Genomic DNA, 19,169 nt, shown 5'->3' with positions numbered 1-19,169 from the left:
AGGGACCTGCTCTTGCAACGTCTGCCGGGATGAGCAGGTCCCTCGACTGCGCTCCGCTCCGCTCGGGACGACGGAATTTGGTGACGCGATCATGAGTTCCCCCAAACGAGCACAGCGGATTTCCTTGGAATATTGAGCCGGACACCGGCGGCATCGGGCAGCGCCTGCGCTGCGAGATGCGCAGCCAGGGTGGCCCGGCGGTCGTCGGACGGGCTCCAGCCGAGGCGGTCGGCGAGATAGGCGGAAAGTCGTGGCAGGTCCTGCACGACGCCGGAGAAGGTCCAGTTGGCGAAGGCCATCGCGTGCGGCCGCGAGGCAAGACCGAGGCCGCGCATCACGATGTCGAGCCCCGGCGTCTCGTCCTCGCGATGCCATTCCGATGGCAGGCAGCCCGCAAAGCAGAGGCCGCGCGGCCCGGCATGCGCCGGCACGACCCAGATGACGGTGTGCCGCGCCCAAATCCGACAGCGTGCGAGGAACCGCTCCGGATCATCGAACAAGGCGGGCATCGTTGCCGCCAGCACGGTGTCGTGCGCACTCGAAGCGACGTCCGCTTCTTCCCAACTCTCGGGCACGATGCGAGGCGGCACGTGAAGGCGGGCGAGACGCGCGCGCATGGAGGGCGACGGCTCGATCGCCGTCCACGGCAGCGCGCGATCCTGCAGTGCCGCGCCGAGCTGCCCGCCGCCGGCGCCAACATCGAGCAGACGGCCGACCTCGGGCACCAGCCGGCGCACCCGCGGCGCAATACGCGCCACGTAGTCGGAGGTATCGATCGCCGAGGCATAGAGCTCGAGCGGATCGATGTCGTGCCGTCGAGCGGTTGATGGAAACGAGGAGACAGTCACGACAGACTCGCGGCGCACGTCGAACCGTCACCGCGAACCGTAGCCATCGACGCCCATTGCCGGGACGCCGTCAGTTTCTACATAAGGACACCCCGCCCCATGCGTTCGCGCGTGACCGCGGCTAGTGGCAGGTCTCCTGGCTCGCGGGTCGTTGCCTTCGACCACCTTCCCGGAAAGTATTTCCAGTGGCTTATCGGTCGTCAGCTCGTCGCTTACAGTTGCGGGGGCAGCCGCGGCGTTTACCGCGTTCCCTTTTGTTCCCTTGCGGGAACCACTGGTTCAATCGTGGCAGCGGGTGTGAGAATCGTCAACGCGTAAAGACGAGATCGCCGGTGTAGTGGCGCTCCTCCCAGTGATGACGCTCGAGCTCGGGGTCGATGTGCTCCTCGGCAGGCCAGCCGAGATCGAGATAGGCAACCAGCCGCCAGCCCTCGGGCACGTCGAGCGCGCGCGTCACCTCGGCCGGATCGAGGATCGAGACCCAGCCCATGCCGAGCCCTTCGGCGCGCGCGCCGAGCCACATCGTCTGCACGGCAGCGACCACCGAATAGCGCAAGGTCTCGGGCATGGTCTGGCGGCCGAGCCCGCGGCCGGTGTCGGTCGATTCGTCGGAGAAGACGGCGAGATGGATCGGCGCTTCCTTGAGACCAGCGAGCTTCAGCGACACGTAGTTCGCACGTTGCTCACCTTCGTAGCCGCCCAGCGCCTTCTCGTTGGCCTTGGCGAAACTCTCCCACACCGCGCGCCTCCGCTCGGGTGATTTCACCTTCACGAAGCGCCACGGCTGGCTGAGCCCGACCGAGGGCGCGTGCGTGGCCAGCTCGATCAGGTCGTCGAGCAGCTTTTCGTCGACCGGATCGGTGCGGAAGCGGCGCACGTCGCGGCGCCACAGCACGAGGTCGCGGAAGGTCTTGCGGAAGGTTGCATCGAACGGCAGGTGCGACGGCGGCGGCTTCATGACGATCCTTTGCTCACGATGAGGCCCCTGCTGATGGCGTGAAAGAACGTGCCGCTCACCGAGCCGCGGCACGCACCCACCTCCGGAACGACCGCGCCGGACACGTCGCGGCAATCGACCAGCGGCTCGTCGCCGATCGACAGCGTGCGGGCGTAATGAAACTCATGACCCATGATTTCGTTCCCCGCCGATCCGAGCGCGCAATCGACGCAAAGGCGGGCGCGGCGGTAACCGATGTGCAGCCGGCGCCGGGCGAACGAGGTTTCGAGCTGCAGCAGCCCGGCCATCGCGTGGCGCCGGCCATCGGCGTCCTCGAGCCCCTGCCCCAGCACCATGTAGCCGCCGCACTCGCCGTGGATCGTGACCGATCGCGCGGCCGCCCGCCGCAGCCCGTCGAGGAAGCGGGAGGCGGCAGCGAGGGCGCCGGCATGCAGCTCGGGGTAGCCGCCGGGCAGCCAGATCGCGTCGGCGCTTGCGTCCGGCGCCTCATCCGCCAGCGGCGAGAACGGCAGGATCTCCGCACCGGCCGACCGCCAGTGATCGAGCAGGTGCGGATACATGAACGAGAACGCCCGGTCCTGCGCGAGTGCGATGCGCTGGCCGGGCGGAGGCAATCCGCCAGCCGCCGCGTCGGCGAGCCTGGCGGGATGCGCGCTGTGGCGGATCGCCTCGAGATCGAGCGACTGCTCCAGCGCATCCGCCACCGCGTCGAGGCGCGTCTCGATGTCCGCGGTTTCGACGGCCTGCACCAAGCCGAGATGCCGTTCAGGCAAGGCGAACCGGACATCGTTCGGGACGCCGCCGAACAGCTTGATGCCGACCCGGTCGAAGGCCGGCCGGATCATCGCGAGATGCCGCGCGCTCGCGACCCGATTGAGGATTACCCCCGCGATGCCGACATCGTCGCGAAAGTTGGCGCAGCCCAAGGCGACCGCGGCTGCCGTTTCGATCTGGCCCTTCACGTCGAGCACCAGCACGACCGGCCAGCCCAGGGACGCTGCCACGTCGGACGTGGCCCCTCGCCCGCCGGCGCCGTCGAACAGTCCCATCACGCCCTCGGTGACGACGAGCTCGGCGGGATGACGCGCGACAAGGTCGGACAAAAACCCGCGCGACATCGCCCAGCTGTCGAGATTGAAGCTCGGCCGTCCGGCGGCGAAGGCATGGAAGGCGGGATCGATGTAGTCCGGCCCGCATTTGTACGGCTGGACCGTGAGCCCGCGCCGCGCGAAGGCGCGCATGAGGCCGAGCGCGATCGTCGTCTTGCCGGCGCCCGATCGAACCGCCGAGACGATCAGGCCTCGCGATGTCATCTGCTGGGAGCGCGGCTCTCCAGAGCCGCTGTTCCTGGTATCGCCGCATCCCATGAGCGGCTCTGGAGAGCCGCGCTCCCGGCAAGCTGATGAGTCATCGCCAGCCGACCAGTCCCGACAGGACCTGCCGGCGCAGGCCGGCGACGGCGCCGATCACCACGATCGCCGGCGAGCCGATGCCGTTCACCTGCGCGTCCTCGACCAGGCGGGCGAGCGTGCTGTCGACGACCTTCTCTTGTTCCGTTGTCGCCGCGTGCAGTAGTGCGGCCGGCGTGTCGGCGGCCATGCCGCCCTTCATCAGCGCGACTGTGATGCCGGCGAGCTGAGTCATCGGCATGTAGAGGATGACCGGCTGGCCGAGCCGGGCGAGCGCCACCCAGTCTGCACTCGACTGATCGTCGTCGGCGCGGTGGCCGGCCGCGAGCACGACGGCATGATTGGTATCGCGCGTCGTGGCGGGGATGCCGGCCAGCGCCGTTGCCGCGAGGCCAGAGGTGATGCCCGGGATCAACCGATAGCGGATGCCTGCCTCGGCCAGCGCCAGCACCTCGTCCCAGCCGCGCCCGAAGACGAAGGGATCGCCGCCCTTCAAGCGCAACACGCGGCGGCCGGCGCGGGCGCGGTCGATCAGGATGCCGTTGATCTCATTCTGATGGGGCGACGGCCGGCCGCCGCGCTTGCCGGCCGGGATAAGCTCCGCGCCGTCGCGCCTCAGGGTCAGCACCCTCGGATCGATCAGCGCGTCGTGCACGATGTCGTCCGCCGCTGACACGGCATGCAGCGCGAGCAACGTCAGCAGGCGCGGATCGCCAGGACCGGCGCCCGCCAGCCAGACTTCGCCCGGCGGGAAGTCGGGCATCGGCGGGAAATGCGCGAAGCTCACGCGCCGCGTCCCCGGAAGCGGCGCTGATAGGCCGCGTCGTAGAGCGACGAGTCGCGGAAGTCGCGCGCCGACAGGACCTTGCCGACCAGGATCAGCGCCGTGCGTTCGATCGGATGCCTGGCTACTTCGGCCGCGATGGTGGCAAGCGTGCCGCGAATGATCGTCTCGTCCGGCCAGCTCGCGCGATAGACGACGGCGACGGGGCAGTCCGCGCCGTAGAACGGCGTCGTCTCAGCAACGACCTTCGCTAGGACATGGATCGACAGATGAATGGCGAGCGTCGCGCCGGTCGCGGCATAGGCCGCGAGCGTCTCGCCCTCCGGCATCGCCGAGGCGCGGCCCGACGTGCGGGTCAGCACCACGGTCTGCGCTGTTTCGGGCAAGGTCAGCTCCTGGTTCAAGGCCGCCGCCGCGGCCGAGAACGACGGCACGCCGGGCGTCACGGTGTAAGCAATGCCTGCCGCATCGAGACGCCGAAGCTGCTCGCCCATCGCGCTCCAGATCGAGAGGTCGCCGGAATGCAGCCGCGCCACGTCCTCGCCCGCATCCGTCGCGCGCCGGCACTCCGCCACGATCTCGTCGAGCGACATCGGCGCGGTGTCGACGATCCGCGCGCCCGGCGGGCAATGATCGAGCAGCGCCCTGGGCACCAGAGACCCGGCATAGAGGCAGACCGGACAACGGGCGATCAGGTCGCGGCCGCGCACCGTGATCAGGTCCGGCGCACCCGGACCAGCGCCGATGAAGTAAATGGTCACCGCCCGTCTCCCCTGGCGATGGCACAGGTCGCCAGCATCGTCGCAACGCGCGCGCCGAGCAGCCGCGCGTTACGGCCGGCGGCGACCAAAGCCGAAGCCTCGGCGATCGACGGCACGCCCTTCGCTTCGAGCACCCGATTTGACCGCGTCAGCACCTGTCCTCCGACCTCTTCAAGCTCGTCAACCGTGCAGGCCACAAGTTCCGCCGACAGTCGGCGCGAGACTTCCGCGAAGGCCGGATCGGTGGCCTTGTCCGACTCGGTCGCAACCGCGTCGAGTCGGTCGGCGGGCAGATCGAACATTCCCAGCGCCCTGCGCACGACCTTCTCGAGGTCATCGGCCGTGATCTCGCGGCGGCAACCGATACCGGCGACAATCATGGCTTGGTCACCCGCCACTGGATGATCGGCGCGGCCGGCCGCCAGACGAAGACCTTGCCGCTGGTGCCCGCCTTCCCCGACTTGGCAATCTCGACCCGAGTCAGTTCCCCACCGTGACGCTGGAAGAGTTCAATCAGCCGCGCCTCGGAGCCGAGCGACACCGCGTTCGCGACGAGCCGTCCTCCCGGCTTGAGCACCGACCACACCGCCTCGAACAAGCCCGCATCGCCGAGCCCGCCGCCGATAAACACGGCATCGGGCGCCGGCAATCCCGCCAGTGCTTCGGGCGCATGACCCTGCACGATGCGAAGATCGGGCGTGCCGAGCGCCGCGGCGTTGCGCGTGGCACGGGCCGCGCGTTCGGCACCTTCCTCGATGCCGATGGCCTTGAGCGACGGATGGCGCAGCAGCCATTCGATCGCGATCGAGCCCGCGCCCAAGCCGACGTCCCAGAGGAGCTCGCCTTGCCGCGGCGCCAGCGCCGAAACCGTGATCGCGCGCACGTCGCGCTTGGTGAGCTGGCCGTCGTGCTCGAACAGGCTGTCGTCGAGCCCGGGCGCGAGGCTGAGCGCGGAGGACGCAGCGCCGACCACCTCCACCGCGATCGTGTTGAGCGCTTCGACCGTGCCGAGATCGAAGCCGGCGGCCGTCGTCCGCCGCACGCGTTCGTTCGGCCCGCCCATGCGTTCAAGCACCGCCATCGACGAGTCGCCAAAATCGCGCGCGCGCAAGAGCGCCGCCAGCTTCGCTGGCGTCTCGCCGTCCCACGACAGCGCAAGGATGCGGGCGCCCGGCTGCAGGTAGCGCACGATCCCCTCCAGCGCGCGGCCATGCAGGCTGACCGGCGACACCTCCTGCAGGGACCAGCCGAGCCGCGCCGCCGCGAGGCTGAAGGCGCCGGCCTGCGGCACGCACAGCATCTCTTCCGGCGAGAACGAGCGCATCAGCATATCGCCAACGCCGTAGTGGAAGGGGTCGCCGCTCGCCAGCACGGCCACCGGTCGGCCGCGGTGCTTCTCGATGTCGGGCAGCACGGTGCCGATCGGGCTCGGCCACGAAAGCCGCTCGCTCTTGATCAGCGGGTCCGCCAGGGCGAGGTGCCGCTTCCCGCCCAGGACCAGCTCGGCGTCGGACACCAGCCGGCGCGCGATCGGCGAGAGCCCGTCGACGCCATCCTCGCCGATGCCGACGATGGACAGCCAGCGCTGCGGACGGCTACTCACGGCCATGGCCCTGCGCGTCCTGATTCTTGGCGGCACGACGGAAGCCTCCGCGCTCGCCCAACAGGTCGCCGGCGATCCGCGCCTCGCGCCGATCCTCTCGCTGGCCGGCCGCACCGTCAGTCCGCGCGCGCAGCCGATCGCCACCAGGACCGGCGGCTTCGGCGGCATCGACGGGCTCTTGCGCTTCCTGCACGACGAGGCAATCGAAGCGGTGGTCGATGCCACGCATCCCTACGCCGACCAGATATCGGCTCACGCCGTCGCGGCCTGCCGCGAGACCGGCGTGCCGCTGACCTCGCTGGTGCGGCTCGAGTGGCAGCCCGAGGCGGGCGACCGCTGGCAGGTCGTTCCGAGTTTCGATGCCGCTGCCCACGCGCTCGGCACGCCCCCGCGGCGCGTCTTCCTCAGCCTCGGGCGCCAGGAACTGCACATCTTCGCTGCCGCACCGCAGCACCACTACATCGCGCGACTGATCGAACGGCCGGAGCGCGAGGACTTGCCGCCCGACCTCCGCCTGATCCAGGCGCGCGGCCCGTTCGACCGGGAGGCCGAACTGCGCCTGCTGATCGAAGAGCGGATCGACGTGATGGTCTCGAAGAACGCGGGCGGCAACGCCACTTACGCCAAGATCGCAGCGGCGCGTGCGCTCGCCCTGCCCGTCGTCATGATCGCGCGGCCACACAAGCCGGCAGGCCATATCCTGACCAACGTCGAGAAGGCCGTTGCCTGGCTTCACGGCTTGGCTCCGCGCGGCGTGTAGATCCAGCGGCCGACCCGGCGTGTCGTGCTCGAGCCGACGATGACGAGCGTCCGCATGTCGGCCACGCTTGCGTCGGCGTCCGCGAGGGTCGTTACGACGACCTTCGAGTCGGCGCTGCCCGCCGCGCGCACGAACAGCACCGGCGTCTCGCCGGCCTTGATCGAGCGCAGCAGCGTGAACGCCTCGCCGAGCTGATGCGGTCGGGCCTTCGAGGCCGGATTGTAGAGCGAGATCACGAAGTCCGCCTCGGCGGCGGCCTTGAGGCGGCGCTCGATGGTGGCCCAGCTCTTGAGATTGTCCGACAGCGAGAGGGCGCAGAAGTCGCCACCCAACGGCGCGCCGGCTTCGGCTGCCGCTGCCAGCATCGCCGTGACGCCGGGCTCGACCCGGATGTCGAGTAAGTGCCATTCGGGGTCGCCGGACTCGACCGCCTCGAAGATCGCTGCGGCCATGGCGAACACGCCGGGATCGCCACCCGACACCACGGCGACGCGGCGGCCAGACGCCGCGAGAGCCAGCGCGTGGCGTGCGCGGTCGAGCTCGACCCGGTTGTCTGAAGCATGGCGGCACTGATCGGCGCGCAACGCCGGCACGCGATCGAGATAGGGACCGTATCCCACCAGATCCGTCGCCGCGGCGAGGGCCTCCTGCGTCGCGGGAGTCATCAGCTCGGGCTTGCCCGGGCCGGTGCCGACGACGACGAGCGAGCCGGTCACAGCCGCCTCCCCTCGCCCGGGATCAGCACCATGGCGAAGTATGCGCCCCTCGGCGCGTCGCAGTCAGCCAGAGGCACGATGCGCTCGTCCTGCATGGTGCCGCGCTCGACATAGACCGCCCGCGAGAGAAGTCCCGCCCGCTCGACGGCGCGGCGCACCTTCGCGAGGTTCTTGCCGACCTTCATCACGACCGCAGCGTCGGTGCGCTGCAGGCGCTCGACCAGCATGTCCTCCGCGAGCGTCCCCGGCAGCACGGACAGGGTGTCGTTGCCCCAGGTCATCGGCAGGTTGGCGCGCGTCCAGCATCCCGACATGCCGGTCACGCCGGGCACGACCTCGACCGGGAAACCCGACGCCAGCCGCCGCCACATATGCATGAAGGAGCCGTAGAAGAACGGATCACCTTCCGCGATCAGGCCGACCGACTTACCCTCGTGCAGCAGCGCCGCCAGCGACTCGGCAGAGGCACGGTAAAAGCCGGCGATCCGGGACTGGTAGTCCGGATGCTCCGCGGGGATCTCGTCGGTCACGGGATATTCCAGCCGCGCCTCGGCCTGGCCATCCTTCATCAGCGGCGCCACGATGCGGCGCGCATTGCCGACCTGCCCACGCTTGGCGAAGAACGCCACGACATCGACCGCACGCACCAGCCCCGCGGCGCGCAAGGTAAGATACCGCACGTCGCCCGGCCCGACACCGATGCCGTACAGCGTGCCCGCGCGCGCCGTCCCGGCCAATTCGTCGAGGCTGGTCATTCGATCTCGCTCGCCAGCGCATTGACGGCGGCCACGGCCATCGCGCTGCCGCCCTTGCGGCCCTTCACGATCAGGAACGGCATCCTGCCGTCTGCCGCCAGCGCGTCCTTCGATTCGGCGGCACCGACGAATCCGACCGGCAGGCCGATCACGGCGGCCGGCGGCCTGGCCCCTGCATCGAGCAGCTCGAGCAGGCGGAACAGCGCCGTCGGCGCATTGCCGATCGCGACCACCGAGCCGGCCAGCCGCTCGCCCCATAGTTCCATTGCCGCCGCGGTGCGCGTGTTGCCGATGCGGCGCGCGATATCGGGCACGGCCGGATCGTCGAGCGTGCAGACGATCTCGTTGCCGGCCGGCAGGCGCGAACGCGTGATGCCGTTGGCGACCATCTTGGAGTCACACAGGATCGGCGCGCCGGCGAGCAGTGCCCAGCGCGCATTGTCGGCGAAGCCGTTCGACATGACGATGTCGCGCGCGATCTCGACCATGCCGCTGGCATGGATGATGCGCACCGCCACGCGCTCCTCGGCCGGCGTGAAGCGCGCGAGGTCGGACTCGGCGCGGATAATGGCGAACGAACGGCGATAGATTTCCGCGCCGTCGCGGATATAGCTCGGCATGTCAGGCGTCCAGGAGCGATGCCAGTTCGTCGCGCGCAACCGTCCGCACCACCCGATCGCGCGCGGTGCCGTTGCGCACCACGCCATAGCGGCCCTCGCTGCCGACCAGCACGAGATCAGCCGGCGCCGACCGCGCGCAGCCCTTGGCGCAGCCGGAAACGTGGATGCTCCCGGGAATGCCGAGCGCCGCCACTTGCCGCGCGGCCGACCGCGTGTCGACGGTCGCCGAGCTGCAGGCCGACGCGCCAGGACAGGCCTCGATGCGCAGCAGCGGATCGTCGTCGTCGACGATCAATCCAGTGCCGTCGATCACGGCGTCGATATAGAGCGCGCGCCACGGCGACAGGCGAATCTCCGACGCACCGGCCTCGGCGCACCGCTCCACAAGCTCACGCAACTGCGACGCTTCGAATCGGCCGAACGGTACGGCAACACCAGTGAAGCGGCCGAGCCGACCCAACCGCCGCCGCCCCGGCACCGGCATGACGATCATCTTCGAGAGCGATCCCGTGCTGCCGAGTGCCGCAGCGACCGCTCGGTCAGGCGTCGTCACGCCCCGCCATTCGCCGTCTATTCGCAAAGCAACGCCCTCGGTGGTCATGCACAAAGCGATGTCGGCGCGTTCGCCCGCGATCGACAGCGGGCCACCGCCATCGACCAGGCAACCGAATTTGGCCGGCACGTCGTGCGGCAAGGCGCGGCCGAGCGTCAAGGCCAGCGCGCGCACCTCGGGACCGGCGAGCGGGTCGACCATTACGTTGCGCGCCTCCTCGGCTTCGAGCAGGCCGAGTCGATCGAGCGCGTCACGCAAGGCCGGCGAGCGTTCCTCGCTGAGGCCGCGGATCTGAAGATTTGCGCGCCGCGTCAGGTCGATGTGGCCGTTGCCCAGTGTCGCAGCAATGTCGGCCAGCCCCGCCGCCTGTTCCAGCGTGAATGCGCCGACCCACGGTCGCACGCGCACGAGCAGGCCGTCGCCACTTTGCATCGGGCGCAGCACGCCGGGGCACCAGCCCTTGATCTCATAGGGAACGGTCAGACTCATGAACGAGCCTTCTTTATCGCCCGATCGAGGTCCAGCGCGACCGAATTCAGCCGCGTGACCCAAAGGCCGCGGTCCAGCGCGTCGCGCAATCGGGCCGCAATCGCCGCCGCGGCCACCGGATTCTTGTCGAGCATCGCGGCCAGCACCGCGTCGTCCGCAATCAACGCCGCGTGCGTCGCATCGAACAGGGAACCCGGGACGGCGTCGGCCGTCGCGGCGAAGGCGTAGAGCGCATCGACGCTCTGGGCGATCTCGGCGACGCCGCGATGGCCGTGGGACAACATGCCGGCCAGCCAGCGCGGATTGGTGAGACGGCCGCGCACGACCCGCGCGATCTCCTCGGCGATGCGGCGTGCCTTGGGCGTCTCCGGCTTGCTGGTATCGAGGTGATAGAGTTCCGGCGTGTTGCCCAGCATCGCCGCGGCCGCCGCAAACCCGCCGGCGAAATCAGCGACTCCATCGCCGTCCAGCAGATCGCGTTCGCGGTCGTCCTGCGGGTGCACCAGCAGGTCGGCGGTCGAGACGCTGGCGCGGAAATCGTCCCCCGCGTCGCGCTGGCCATCCGCGCCGCCATAGGCATGCGTCACGGCGGCGAGATAGGCCTGGCCGAGATCCTCGCGCGTCTGCCAGGCACCGTCGAGCGCGAGGTCGCCGGCCTGTGCGCCGTAACTGCCGGGCGCGCCGCCGAAGATGCGCGCGAGATCGGCGCCCGCACGGCGGGCAGTTGCCAGTGGATTGTCCGAATCGTCCTCGTCGAGGTCGGCCACGCGGCGCACCGCAAGATCGAACAGCGCGATCTGGCTTTCGAAGATGTCGCGGAACAGACCGGAAATGCGCAGGGTCACGTCGATGCGCGGCCGGTCGAGCGTCGCCACCGGCATGACCTCGATGCCGGTGACCCGATTCGACTGGTTGTCCCACACCGGCCGGACCCCGAGATAGGCCAGCGCCTGCGCGAGATCGTCGCCGCCGGTGCGCAGCGAAGCCGATGCCCAGAGGTCGATCACCAGAGCGCGCGGATAATCGCCGTGATCCTGGAGATAGCGACGCACGACCTCGTCAGCGGCGCGCCCACCGATCGCCGACGCGGTGCGCGTCGGGATGGCGCGCGGATCGATCGAGGTGAGGTTGCGGCCGGTCGGCAGCACGTCCGGACGCCCGCGCGAGGGCGCGCCCGCCGGCCCCGGCGGCACACGCCGGCCGGCGAGCGCCGCCAGCAGCCCGGCGCGCTCGCCTGGTCCGCATTCGCCGCGACCAAACACATGCAGGCTGTCGCGGATCGAGAGATCCTTGATGTCGCAGAGCTGCGCATCGAGCTTGGCGATGGCTTCATGGTTGGCCTCCCCGCGCACCAAGCCGCAGTCGGCCGCCAGCCCGCTCGTCCAGGCGCGATCGACGATCTCCTCGCCGAGATAGCGCAGGCGGCGCGAATCGAGGCCATTGGCGGCAGCATATTCCTCGACCAGGCCTTCGAGCTCGGCCATCGGCCCGTGAAGCCCGGCGGCGCTGAGCGGCGGCGTGAGATGGCCGATGGTCACCGCCGCCAGCCGGCGCTTGGCCTGCACCGCCTCGCCGGGATTGTTGACGATGAAGGGGTAGATCACCGGCAGAGCGCCGAGCACCCGCTCGGGCCAGCACTCGGCCGACAGCGCCAATGCCTTGCCGGGCAGCCATTCGAGCGTGCCGTGCGTGCCGAGATGCACCAGCGCGTCGATCTTCTCGACGTTGCGCAACCAGGTGTAGACGGCAACATAGTCGGGGTGCGGCTCGGCCGCCGTGTCGTGATAGCCCGAGCCGCGATCGGGCTGGAGCAGGACCGTCACCTTGCCGCATTTCAGATGGGGTCGCATGCGGTCCAGCAGGGCGCCAACGTCTGCGGCCGTCCATTCCTTTCCGCCGGTGTCGTAGCCTTCATCCGCCAGCAGCCGCAGGATTTCCAGCGCACTCTCCGTCGTGTCGAGGCCGACGGCATAGCCGGTGCGGCCACCGCGTGCGGGGTAGTCGCAGAGCATGAGGGCGAGCCGTCGCTCAGTCGGCTGCTTGCGCCCGAGCCGCGCCCACGCGGCGGCGAGCCGCGCCACATAGTCGACGCGATCGGGCTCGGACTGATGGCGGACGCTGGCGAATTCCAGGCGCGGATCGGTCGGCGCTTCGGCCTTGAACGAGATCGCACGTGTCAGCAGACGGCCGTCGAGTTCCGGCAGCACGACATTCATGGCGAGGTCGGCTGGCGACAGACCGCGGCCGGACTCGCGCCACGCCTCGCGCGCACTTCCCGACAGGACAACCTGCAGCACCGGCACGTCGGCGGCATCGAGCACCGTCGTGTCGTCCTCGCGCATCGCCGAAAAAGCCGTGGTGTTGAGGATGACCGCAGGCCGCCGGCGCTTGATCAGCTGCGTGAGCGCCGCAGCGATCGCCGGGTCCTTGAGGCTGCTCACGGCGACGGCCAGCGGCGCCAGACCTTCGCGATCGAGCGCCGCCATCAGCGCGGTCACCGGCTCATAATCGGCCGCCATGAGATTGGCGCGATAGAAGACGACCAGAGCGGCCGGGCGCACGTCGGCGGCATCGCCCAGCACCGAGATCGGGCCGACCGCGACCGGCGGCCGCCAGGGTTCGTCGCGTCCCAGCAGGGTGCCCGTGAAGCGCAGGGCCTGGCCGAGATTTTCGACCCCGCCCTCGCGGAAGAACCGTTCGAGCAGCGCCAGCACGCGCGGCGGCAGGGTCGACATCGAGGCGAGCCGCGGATCGGAGCGGTCGTCGCCCGGCAAGGCCGCGAACAGGATGCCGTTTTCACGCGCGGCATCGGCGATCCGTTCGAGTCCGTAACGCCAGTAATCGACGCCGCCGAGGCAGCGCACGATCACCACCTTCGCGCGCGCCACGACGCTGTCGACATAGAGGTCGACCGACATCGGATGCCGCAGGCGCTTGAGGCTGGCGAGCCTCAAGGTCGGCAGCGCGACCGCGTCGCCCTGCCAGGCGGCGGCGAGCGCCGAAAGATCGCTGTCGGAGAAGGACAGCACGACCACTTCGGCCGGCGACTGGCCGAAGTCGACGGCGGCGTCAGCCTCCTCTAGCGTGGCAAGCTGGGTGGCCAGGACATGCATGATCAGCCGAGAATCAGCGCCTCGATGCCCGCCTTGTCGAGGCCCTTCTCGCCGATCACGACCAGCCGGCCGCGGCGCGCCTCTTCGGTCGCCCAGCGCCGGTCGTATTGATGCTGGAACCGTGCGCCGACACCCTGCACGAGCAGGCGCATCGGCTTGCCGGCGATGTCGACGAAGCCCTTCAGGCGCAGGATGTCGTGCGCCGCCGTCGCCTTGGCGAGGCGGTCGATCACGGCCTGCGGCGAGTCGAAGGACGGCAGCTCGACGATGAAGGTGTCGAAGTCGTCGTGGTCGTGCTCGCCCTCGATCTCGTGATGCGACGGCCGTCCCTCGAGATCGGCTTCGGCCTTGGCGCCAAGACCGAGCAAAACGGCGATCGGCACCTGGCCGTTCTGCGCCTCGACAACCTTTACAACACGCGGCAGGGTCCGGCCGATCTCGGCCGTGACATCGAGGCGCTGCCGCGCCGACATCAGGTCCGACTTGTTCAGGATCACCAGGTCGGCGCAGAGCAGCTGGTCCTCGAACACTTCTTCGAGCGGGTTATCGTGGTCGAGCGAGTCGTCGTTGGCGCGCTGCTGCGCGATCGCCTCGGGGTCATCGGCGAACCGGCCCGCGGCAACCGCCGCACCATCGACGACCGTCACCACGCCATCGACCGTCACGCGCGAGGCGATTTCGGGCCAGTTGAAGGCCTTCACCAGCGGCTTGGGCAGGGCAAGGCCGGAGGTCTCGATCACGATATGCTCGGGCGGGTTCGGCCGGTCGAGCAGGCTCGTCAGCGCCGGCACGAAGTCGTCGGCCACCGTGCAGCAGATGCATCCGTTGGCGAGCTCGACGATCGCATCCTCGGGGCAGCTCTCGATGCCGCAGCTCTTCAGGATCTCGCCATCGATGCCGACATCGCCGAATTCGTTCACGATCACCGCGAGGCGGCGGCCGCCGGCATTCTCCAGCACGTGGCGCACCAGAGTGGTCTTCCCGGCGCCGAGGAAGCCGGTGACGATGGTGCAGGGCACCTTGGCCAGAGTGCCGGCGAGATTGCTCATGACGGTTCCTTCACGGTTGGCATCGGCGGGACGCGCGCGATGGTGTTCTTGCGGACATGCACCGGCCGCTCGCGCCAGACGGTGAGGCCATCGGCGCTCGCACCATGAAGGCGTGCGAACTGCAGCACGTCGTCGACGTTCTGCTCGGGATCGAGATTGCCGACGATGTAGGTCCACTTGCCCGGCGCCGCGACCGCGACGGTGCAGGAGCGCGTGCAGTTGGACAGGCATTCGACCGGCTGGATGTCGAGGTCAGCCGCCTGCTGGCTCAGCGCCGCGAAGAGGCGCGCACCGGGACGCGGCTCGGAGGGATCACCCTCGCGGCGGCAACTGACGCAAACGAACAATGTCGACACACGATCCTGCTTTCATTTGGCGGTTCCCCGCGCCAGTGACTGGGCTCTCCGACGGCAGGTTTCCTGGCTCTCGGGTCAACGCCGCGGGCCGCCTTCCCAGTTTCCCCTAAGGGACGACCAGTGGCATCCGGCCCGAAACTCGCCGACTACAGTTGCGGGGGCAGCCGCGGCATGACCGCGTTCCCTTTCCGTCGCCCGCTTGATAGCGTGGCCGCATGACCGACGCAATCGACGAGGCCGACCGCCACAAGGCCAAGATGGCCAACCGCAAGGCCGCTCAAGATGCAGAGGTCGCGGCCAAGACGATCGAGAAAGGCCTGCTGATCGTCCATACCGGCAAGGGCAAGGGCAAGTCGACGGCGGCCTTCGGCCTGATGCTGCGCGCGCTGGGTCGCGGCTTCCGCTGCGGCGTGGTGCAGTTCGGCAAGGGCGCCTGGCAGTCCGGCGAACGCACCGCCATCGAAACGTTCGGCGACCAGGTCGAATGGCACACGCTGGGTGAAGGCTTCACCTGGGAGACGCAGGACCGGGCGCGCGATGTCGCCGCCGCCGAGCGCGCCTGGGCCGCCGCCCGGAAGATGATGGCCGATCCGGCGATCCGGCTGATCGTGCTCGACGAGCTCAATATCACCTTGCGCTACGACCATCTCGACGCCGCAGCGGTGGTTGCCGCGCTGCAGGCGCGTCGCGCCGACCAGCACATCGTCGTCACCGGGCGCAACGCCAGGCCCGAGATGATCGCAGCGGCCGACCTGGTCACCGAGATGACTCCGGTGAAGCATCACTTCGCCGCCGGCGTGAAGGCGCAGGAAGGCATCGAGTTCTGATGGCCGCCCCGGTTCGTCCGAGGGCCTTGATGATCCAGGGCACGGGGTCGGACGTCGGAAAATCGATGGTGGTGGCCGGATTTGCCCGCATTTTCACGCGCCGCGGCCTCAAAGTGCGCCCCTTCAAGCCGCAGAATATGTCGAATAACGCCGCCGTTACCCCAGATGGGGGCGAAATCGGTCGCGCCCAGGCGCTGCAGGCGCGAGCCGCGCGGGTGCCGCTCAGCGTGCACATGAACCCGGTGCTGCTGAAGCCCCAGAGCGAGACCGGCGCGCAGGTCGTGGTGCAGGGCAAGGTCGTCGGCACGGCCAAGGCGCGCGCCTACCAGACGATGAAACCGAAGCTGCTCGGCGCCGTCCTGGAGAGCTTCGGCATCCTCGCGACCGAGGCGGACCTCGTGCTGGTCGAAGGCGCGGGCTCGGCCTCCGAGGTGAACCTGCGCGCCTCGGATATCGCCAACATGGGCTTCGCGCGTGCCGCCGACGTGCCGGTCGTGCTGCTGGGCGACATCGACCGCGGCGGCGTGATCGCGAGCCTCGTCGGCACGCAGGCGGTGATCGATCCGGCCGATGCGGCAATGATCGTGGGCTTCATCGTCAACCGCTTCCGCGGCGATCCGGCTCTTTTCGCCGACGGCATGAAGGAGATCGAACGGCGCACCGGCTGGCCGGCGCTCGGGCTGCTGCCGTTCTTCGAGCACGCCCATCGGCTGCCGGCCGAGGACGCGCTGGGCCTGTCGACGGCGCGGCGCGGGGAGGGCGTAAAGATCGTCGTGCTGGCCTATCCGCGCATCGCCAACTTCGACGACTTCGATCCGCTGCGATTGGAGCAAGGCGTCGATCTCGTTTTCCTGCGGCCCGGCGAGGCGATCCCCGGCGACGCCGCGCTGGTCATTCTGCCGGGCTCGAAGGCCACCATCGCCGACCTCGCCGCCCTACGCGCGGCGGGCTGGCACATCGATCTTCAGGCCCACGTGCGGCGCGGCGGGCAGGTGCTGGGAATCTGCGGCGGCTACCAGATGCTCGGCCGCACTGTCGCCGATCCGCACGGCATCGAGGGTCCGCCGTCGACGGTCGACGGCCTCGGCCTGCTCGCCGTCGACACGGTGCTGGCGGGCGACAAGGTCCTGATCGAGGTCTCCGGCACGGCGCAGGGCGTGCCGTTCAAGGGCTACGAGATGCATGTCGGCCGCACGAGCGGTAGCGCGAAAACATTGCTTCGTCTCGACGGCCACGACGAGGGCTCGGTCAGCAATAACGGCCGGATCGCGGGCTGCTACATCCATGGCCTGCTGGCCGACGACCGCCAGCGACGCCATTGGCTCGAACGCCTGGGAGCGGCGACCTCGGGCCTCGACTACGAAGCCGATGTCGACGCCACGCTCGACCTGCTGGCCGACCACGTCGAGAAGCACATCGATTGCGACCGGCTGCTCGCGCTGGCGCGGCCGCCGCGGTTCACCAGAAGAACGTGAGCACGAACAGGATCGCGAGCACGCCGAGCTGGATGCCGCAGGCCACGCGATAGAGCCGGAGCGCGGTGCGGACGTCTGAGATCCTGATGAAGACGCGGCCGTCTCCCATCCACCCTTTGTTGACCGGTTCACCGTCGTAGGTGCGCGGGCCCATCAGCCGCACGCCGAGCGCGCCCGCCATCGCTGCTTCCGGCCAGCCCGCGTTGGGCGAGTCGTGCAGGCGCGCATCGCGCCGCACCACAGTCAACGCCCGCCACGGCGAGGTGCCCGGCACCACGACTGCCGCCAGCACCAGCCACAGCACCGACAGGCGCGCGGGCAGCCAGTTCAGGACGTCGTCGGTGCGCGCCGCCGCCCAGCCGAAATCGATGTATTTCTCGGTCTTGTGCCCGATCATGCTGTCGGCGGTGTTGACCGCCTTGTAGGCGATGCCGCCCGACAGGCCGGCGACCGTCAGCCAGAACATCGGCGCGACGACGCCGTCGGAGAAGCTCTCCGCCAGGCTCTCGATCGCCGCGCGACAGACGTCCGATTCGCTCAGTTCCCCGGTGTCGCGGCCGACGATCATCGACACTGCCTGACGGCCGCGATCGAGGCTCTGGTCGAGGCCGGCGGCAACGGCGTCGACATGATCGTAGAGGCTGCGCTGTGCCAGCAGGCTGCTGGTGAGGATCGCGATCGGCACCAGGGCAAGGAAGGACGGCAGGAAGGAATGGAAGAACTGCGAGATCAGCAGCCCGGCGAACAGGCTGATCGCCAGCAGGGTGACCACCAGCGCGATGCCCTGGCTGCGCTGCTGGGCGGGCGGATCCTGCTGCGAATTCCACCTCGCGTCGGCCCATGCTATGAGCCGCCCCAGCCACGTCACGGGGTGGCCGATCGCGCGATAGACGACGTCGGGGTAGCCGACACCGGCTTCGACAGCGCCAGCAACGAGGGCGAGACCGAGGAACATGGCGCTTTGCGTAGCATGCGGACTATCGCCATGAAACCGTTGGCCCATGGCGGCGATCTCGGCGAGGTCATGCGCCGCTTCGCGGACGCGCCGCGGCCGTGGATCGATCTGTCGACCGGAATCAATCCCGTGCCCTACCCCGTCCCGGCACTGCCGGACACGGTCTGGACCCGCCTGCCCTCGCACGCCGACGAAGCGGCGCTGCGGACCGCCGCGGCGGCGCGTTACGGCGTGCGCGATCCCGCGACTATCGTCGCCGCGCCCGGCACGCAGGCGCTGATCCAGCTCCTGCCCCGCCTCGTGCCGCGCGGCACGGTCGCCATCGTCGGACCGACCTACGAGGAGCACGAAGCCTGCTGGTCGCGGCACGGCCACGCGGTGCGGATCGTTCCGTCGCTCGAGGACGCCGACGTCGTGATCGTGGTCAACCCGAACAATCCGACCGGGCGGCTGTTCCCGCCGGCCGACCTGGCCGCGGTCAAGGGCCTGCTCGTCGTCGACGAATCCTTCATCGACTTCCTGCCGCGCGAGATGAGCCTGGCCGGCGACCTGCCGCCGCGCGCCGTGGTGCTGCGGTCGTTCGGCAAGAGCTACGGTCTGGCCGGCGTGCGGCTGGGCTTCGCCATCGCCTCGCCGGACATCGCCATGCAGCTGCGGGCAGAGCTGGGGCCCTGGGCGGTCTCGGGGCCGGCGCTCGAGATCGGCCGCGTGGCCTTGAACGACGGCGCCTGGCTGCGGACGGCGCGCGACCGCGTGGTGGCGGACAGCGCGCGCCTCGACGATTTCCTGCGGGGAGCCGGATTCGAGATCCTGGGCGGCACGGTGCTGTTCCGCCTCGCCCGTCACGTGGCGGCACCGGTTGTCGTGCCGCGGCTCGCCCGCGAAGGCATCCATGTGCGCGCCTTCGCCCATGCGCCCGACCGGCTGCGCTTCGGATTGCCTGGCGATGATGAGGCCTTCCTGCGATTGGCAAAGGCGCTCGGCCTCTAGGGCGCAAAAGCTCGTCGGCGCTGATTTTTGCTTTGATCACTCACTGTGGGGCAGCCAGCGCCGCGTCTCGGCCAACCGCAACACACCCCACCTCACCCTGAGCAGAAACGCGTTGCGGCCTCAGCGGCCCAACAGTGCTTGAGCAGGT

General features: G+C 69.5%; 19 protein-coding genes and 2 riboswitches. Of the genes, 4 read left to right on the top strand and 15 right to left on the bottom strand.

Annotated features, from left to right (window positions below; translation table 11 throughout):
• Positions 1-89 precede the first annotated feature (89 nt).
• The 7 genes from ACQY8M_RS10275 to cbiE all read right to left on the bottom strand — a co-directional run bounded on the left by ACQY8M_RS10275 (position 90) and on the right by cbiE (position 6,369).
• A complete protein-coding gene (locus ACQY8M_RS10275) occupies positions 90-848 on the bottom strand; it encodes a methyltransferase domain-containing protein (protein WP_428671516.1) in 759 nt (252 codons plus the stop codon).
• Between the two features lie 109 nt (positions 849-957).
• A riboswitch (cobalamin riboswitch) is annotated at positions 958-1,139 on the bottom strand.
• 16 nt (positions 1,140-1,155) lie between these two features.
• Positions 1,156-1,806, bottom strand: a complete 651-nt coding sequence (gene bluB / locus ACQY8M_RS10270) for a 5,6-dimethylbenzimidazole synthase (protein ID WP_428671514.1) — start codon at positions 1,804-1,806, stop codon at positions 1,156-1,158.
• Entirely contained in the window at positions 1,803-3,119 is a 1,317-nt protein-coding gene (locus ACQY8M_RS10265) for a cobyrinate a,c-diamide synthase (protein ID WP_428671512.1), read from the bottom strand. Before ACQY8M_RS10265 ends, bluB begins: the two co-directional genes overlap by 4 nt.
• A 94-nt stretch (positions 3,120-3,213) precedes the next feature.
• On the bottom strand, positions 3,214-4,002 hold the full coding sequence (cobA, locus tag ACQY8M_RS10260; RefSeq protein ID WP_428671510.1) for a uroporphyrinogen-III C-methyltransferase: 789 nt from the start codon (positions 4,000-4,002) through the stop codon (positions 3,214-3,216).
• Positions 3,999-4,760 carry a precorrin-4 C(11)-methyltransferase gene (cobM, locus tag ACQY8M_RS10255; RefSeq protein ID WP_428671508.1) on the bottom strand — a complete coding sequence of 254 codons (762 nt, stop codon included), beginning with the start codon at positions 4,758-4,760 and terminating at the stop codon, positions 3,999-4,001. The genes cobA and cobM overlap by 4 nt, the downstream gene beginning before the upstream one ends.
• Positions 4,757-5,140: a cobalamin biosynthesis protein gene (locus ACQY8M_RS10250; protein ID WP_428671506.1), complete on the bottom strand. Its 384-nt coding sequence runs from the start codon at positions 5,138-5,140 to the stop codon at positions 4,757-4,759. Before ACQY8M_RS10250 ends, cobM begins: the two co-directional genes overlap by 4 nt.
• Positions 5,137-6,369 (bottom strand): precorrin-6y C5,15-methyltransferase (decarboxylating) subunit CbiE, encoded by a 1,233-nt coding sequence (gene cbiE, locus ACQY8M_RS10245; protein WP_428671504.1) that lies wholly within the window; start codon positions 6,367-6,369, stop codon positions 5,137-5,139. The genes ACQY8M_RS10250 and cbiE overlap by 4 nt, the downstream gene beginning before the upstream one ends.
• 4 nt (positions 6,370-6,373) lie before the next feature.
• Between cbiE and ACQY8M_RS10240 the strand changes: the two genes are divergently transcribed.
• A complete protein-coding gene (locus tag ACQY8M_RS10240; protein WP_428675345.1) occupies positions 6,374-7,123 on the top strand; it encodes a cobalt-precorrin-6A reductase in 750 nt (249 codons plus the stop codon).
• Here ACQY8M_RS10240 and cobJ read toward each other — a convergent pair.
• The 7 genes from cobJ to ACQY8M_RS10205 are packed head-to-tail and all read right to left on the bottom strand — an operon-like array spanning position 7,096 to position 14,774.
• A complete protein-coding gene (gene cobJ / locus ACQY8M_RS10235; protein WP_428671502.1) occupies positions 7,096-7,839 on the bottom strand; it encodes a precorrin-3B C(17)-methyltransferase in 744 nt (247 codons plus the stop codon). The two genes, ACQY8M_RS10240 and cobJ, sit on opposite strands and share 28 nt — an antisense overlap.
• On the bottom strand, positions 7,836-8,594 hold the full coding sequence (locus tag ACQY8M_RS10230; protein WP_428671500.1) for a precorrin-2 C(20)-methyltransferase: 759 nt from the start codon (positions 8,592-8,594) through the stop codon (positions 7,836-7,838). The genes cobJ and ACQY8M_RS10230 overlap by 4 nt, the downstream gene beginning before the upstream one ends.
• Positions 8,591-9,214 (bottom strand): precorrin-8X methylmutase, encoded by a 624-nt coding sequence (locus tag ACQY8M_RS10225; protein WP_428671498.1) that lies wholly within the window; start codon positions 9,212-9,214, stop codon positions 8,591-8,593. The genes ACQY8M_RS10230 and ACQY8M_RS10225 overlap by 4 nt, the downstream gene beginning before the upstream one ends.
• A gap of 1 nt (position 9,215) precedes the next feature.
• Positions 9,216-10,256 (bottom strand): precorrin-3B synthase, encoded by a 1,041-nt coding sequence (locus ACQY8M_RS10220; protein ID WP_428671496.1) that lies wholly within the window; start codon positions 10,254-10,256, stop codon positions 9,216-9,218.
• Positions 10,253-13,369, bottom strand: a complete 3,117-nt coding sequence (locus ACQY8M_RS10215; protein ID WP_428671494.1) for a cobaltochelatase subunit CobN — start codon at positions 13,367-13,369, stop codon at positions 10,253-10,255. Before ACQY8M_RS10215 ends, ACQY8M_RS10220 begins: the two co-directional genes overlap by 4 nt.
• A 2-nt stretch (positions 13,370-13,371) precedes the next feature.
• Complete coding sequence (gene cobW, locus ACQY8M_RS10210; RefSeq protein ID WP_428671492.1) at positions 13,372-14,418, bottom strand: cobalamin biosynthesis protein CobW; 1,047 nt, start codon at positions 14,416-14,418, stop codon at positions 13,372-13,374.
• Entirely contained in the window at positions 14,415-14,774 is a 360-nt protein-coding gene (locus ACQY8M_RS10205) for a DUF1636 family protein (protein WP_428671490.1), read from the bottom strand. The genes cobW and ACQY8M_RS10205 overlap by 4 nt, the downstream gene beginning before the upstream one ends.
• A gap of 36 nt (positions 14,775-14,810) precedes the next feature.
• A riboswitch (cobalamin riboswitch) is annotated at positions 14,811-15,005 on the bottom strand.
• On the opposite strand from ACQY8M_RS10205, the gene cobO reads away from it, so the two are divergent.
• The gene (cobO, locus tag ACQY8M_RS10200) at positions 14,990-15,601 is read left to right on the top strand and encodes a cob(I)yrinic acid a,c-diamide adenosyltransferase (protein ID WP_428671488.1); all 612 of its coding nucleotides are present in this window, start codon (positions 14,990-14,992) and stop codon (positions 15,599-15,601) included. It overlaps the preceding riboswitch by 16 nt.
• 29 nt (positions 15,602-15,630) lie before the next feature.
• The gene (locus ACQY8M_RS10195) at positions 15,631-17,076 is read left to right on the top strand and encodes a cobyric acid synthase (RefSeq protein ID WP_428671486.1); all 1,446 of its coding nucleotides are present in this window, start codon (positions 15,631-15,633) and stop codon (positions 17,074-17,076) included.
• Here the strand turns inward: ACQY8M_RS10195 and cbiB are convergent.
• Positions 17,060-18,031 (bottom strand): adenosylcobinamide-phosphate synthase CbiB, encoded by a 972-nt coding sequence (gene cbiB / locus ACQY8M_RS10190; protein WP_428671484.1) that lies wholly within the window; start codon positions 18,029-18,031, stop codon positions 17,060-17,062. The genes ACQY8M_RS10195 and cbiB overlap by 17 nt on opposite strands.
• A 30-nt stretch (positions 18,032-18,061) precedes the next feature.
• On the opposite strand from cbiB, the gene cobD reads away from it, so the two are divergent.
• Complete coding sequence (cobD, locus tag ACQY8M_RS10185) at positions 18,062-19,021, top strand: threonine-phosphate decarboxylase CobD (protein WP_428671482.1); 960 nt, start codon at positions 18,062-18,064, stop codon at positions 19,019-19,021.
• Positions 19,022-19,169: the final 148 nt, after the last annotated feature.

The sequence above is a fragment of the Reyranella sp. genome, from assembly GCF_965279465.1.
In the GTDB taxonomy this organism is placed as follows: domain Bacteria; phylum Pseudomonadota; class Alphaproteobacteria; order Reyranellales; family Reyranellaceae; genus Reyranella.
This window is presented reverse-complemented; position numbering and strand designations above follow the sequence as displayed.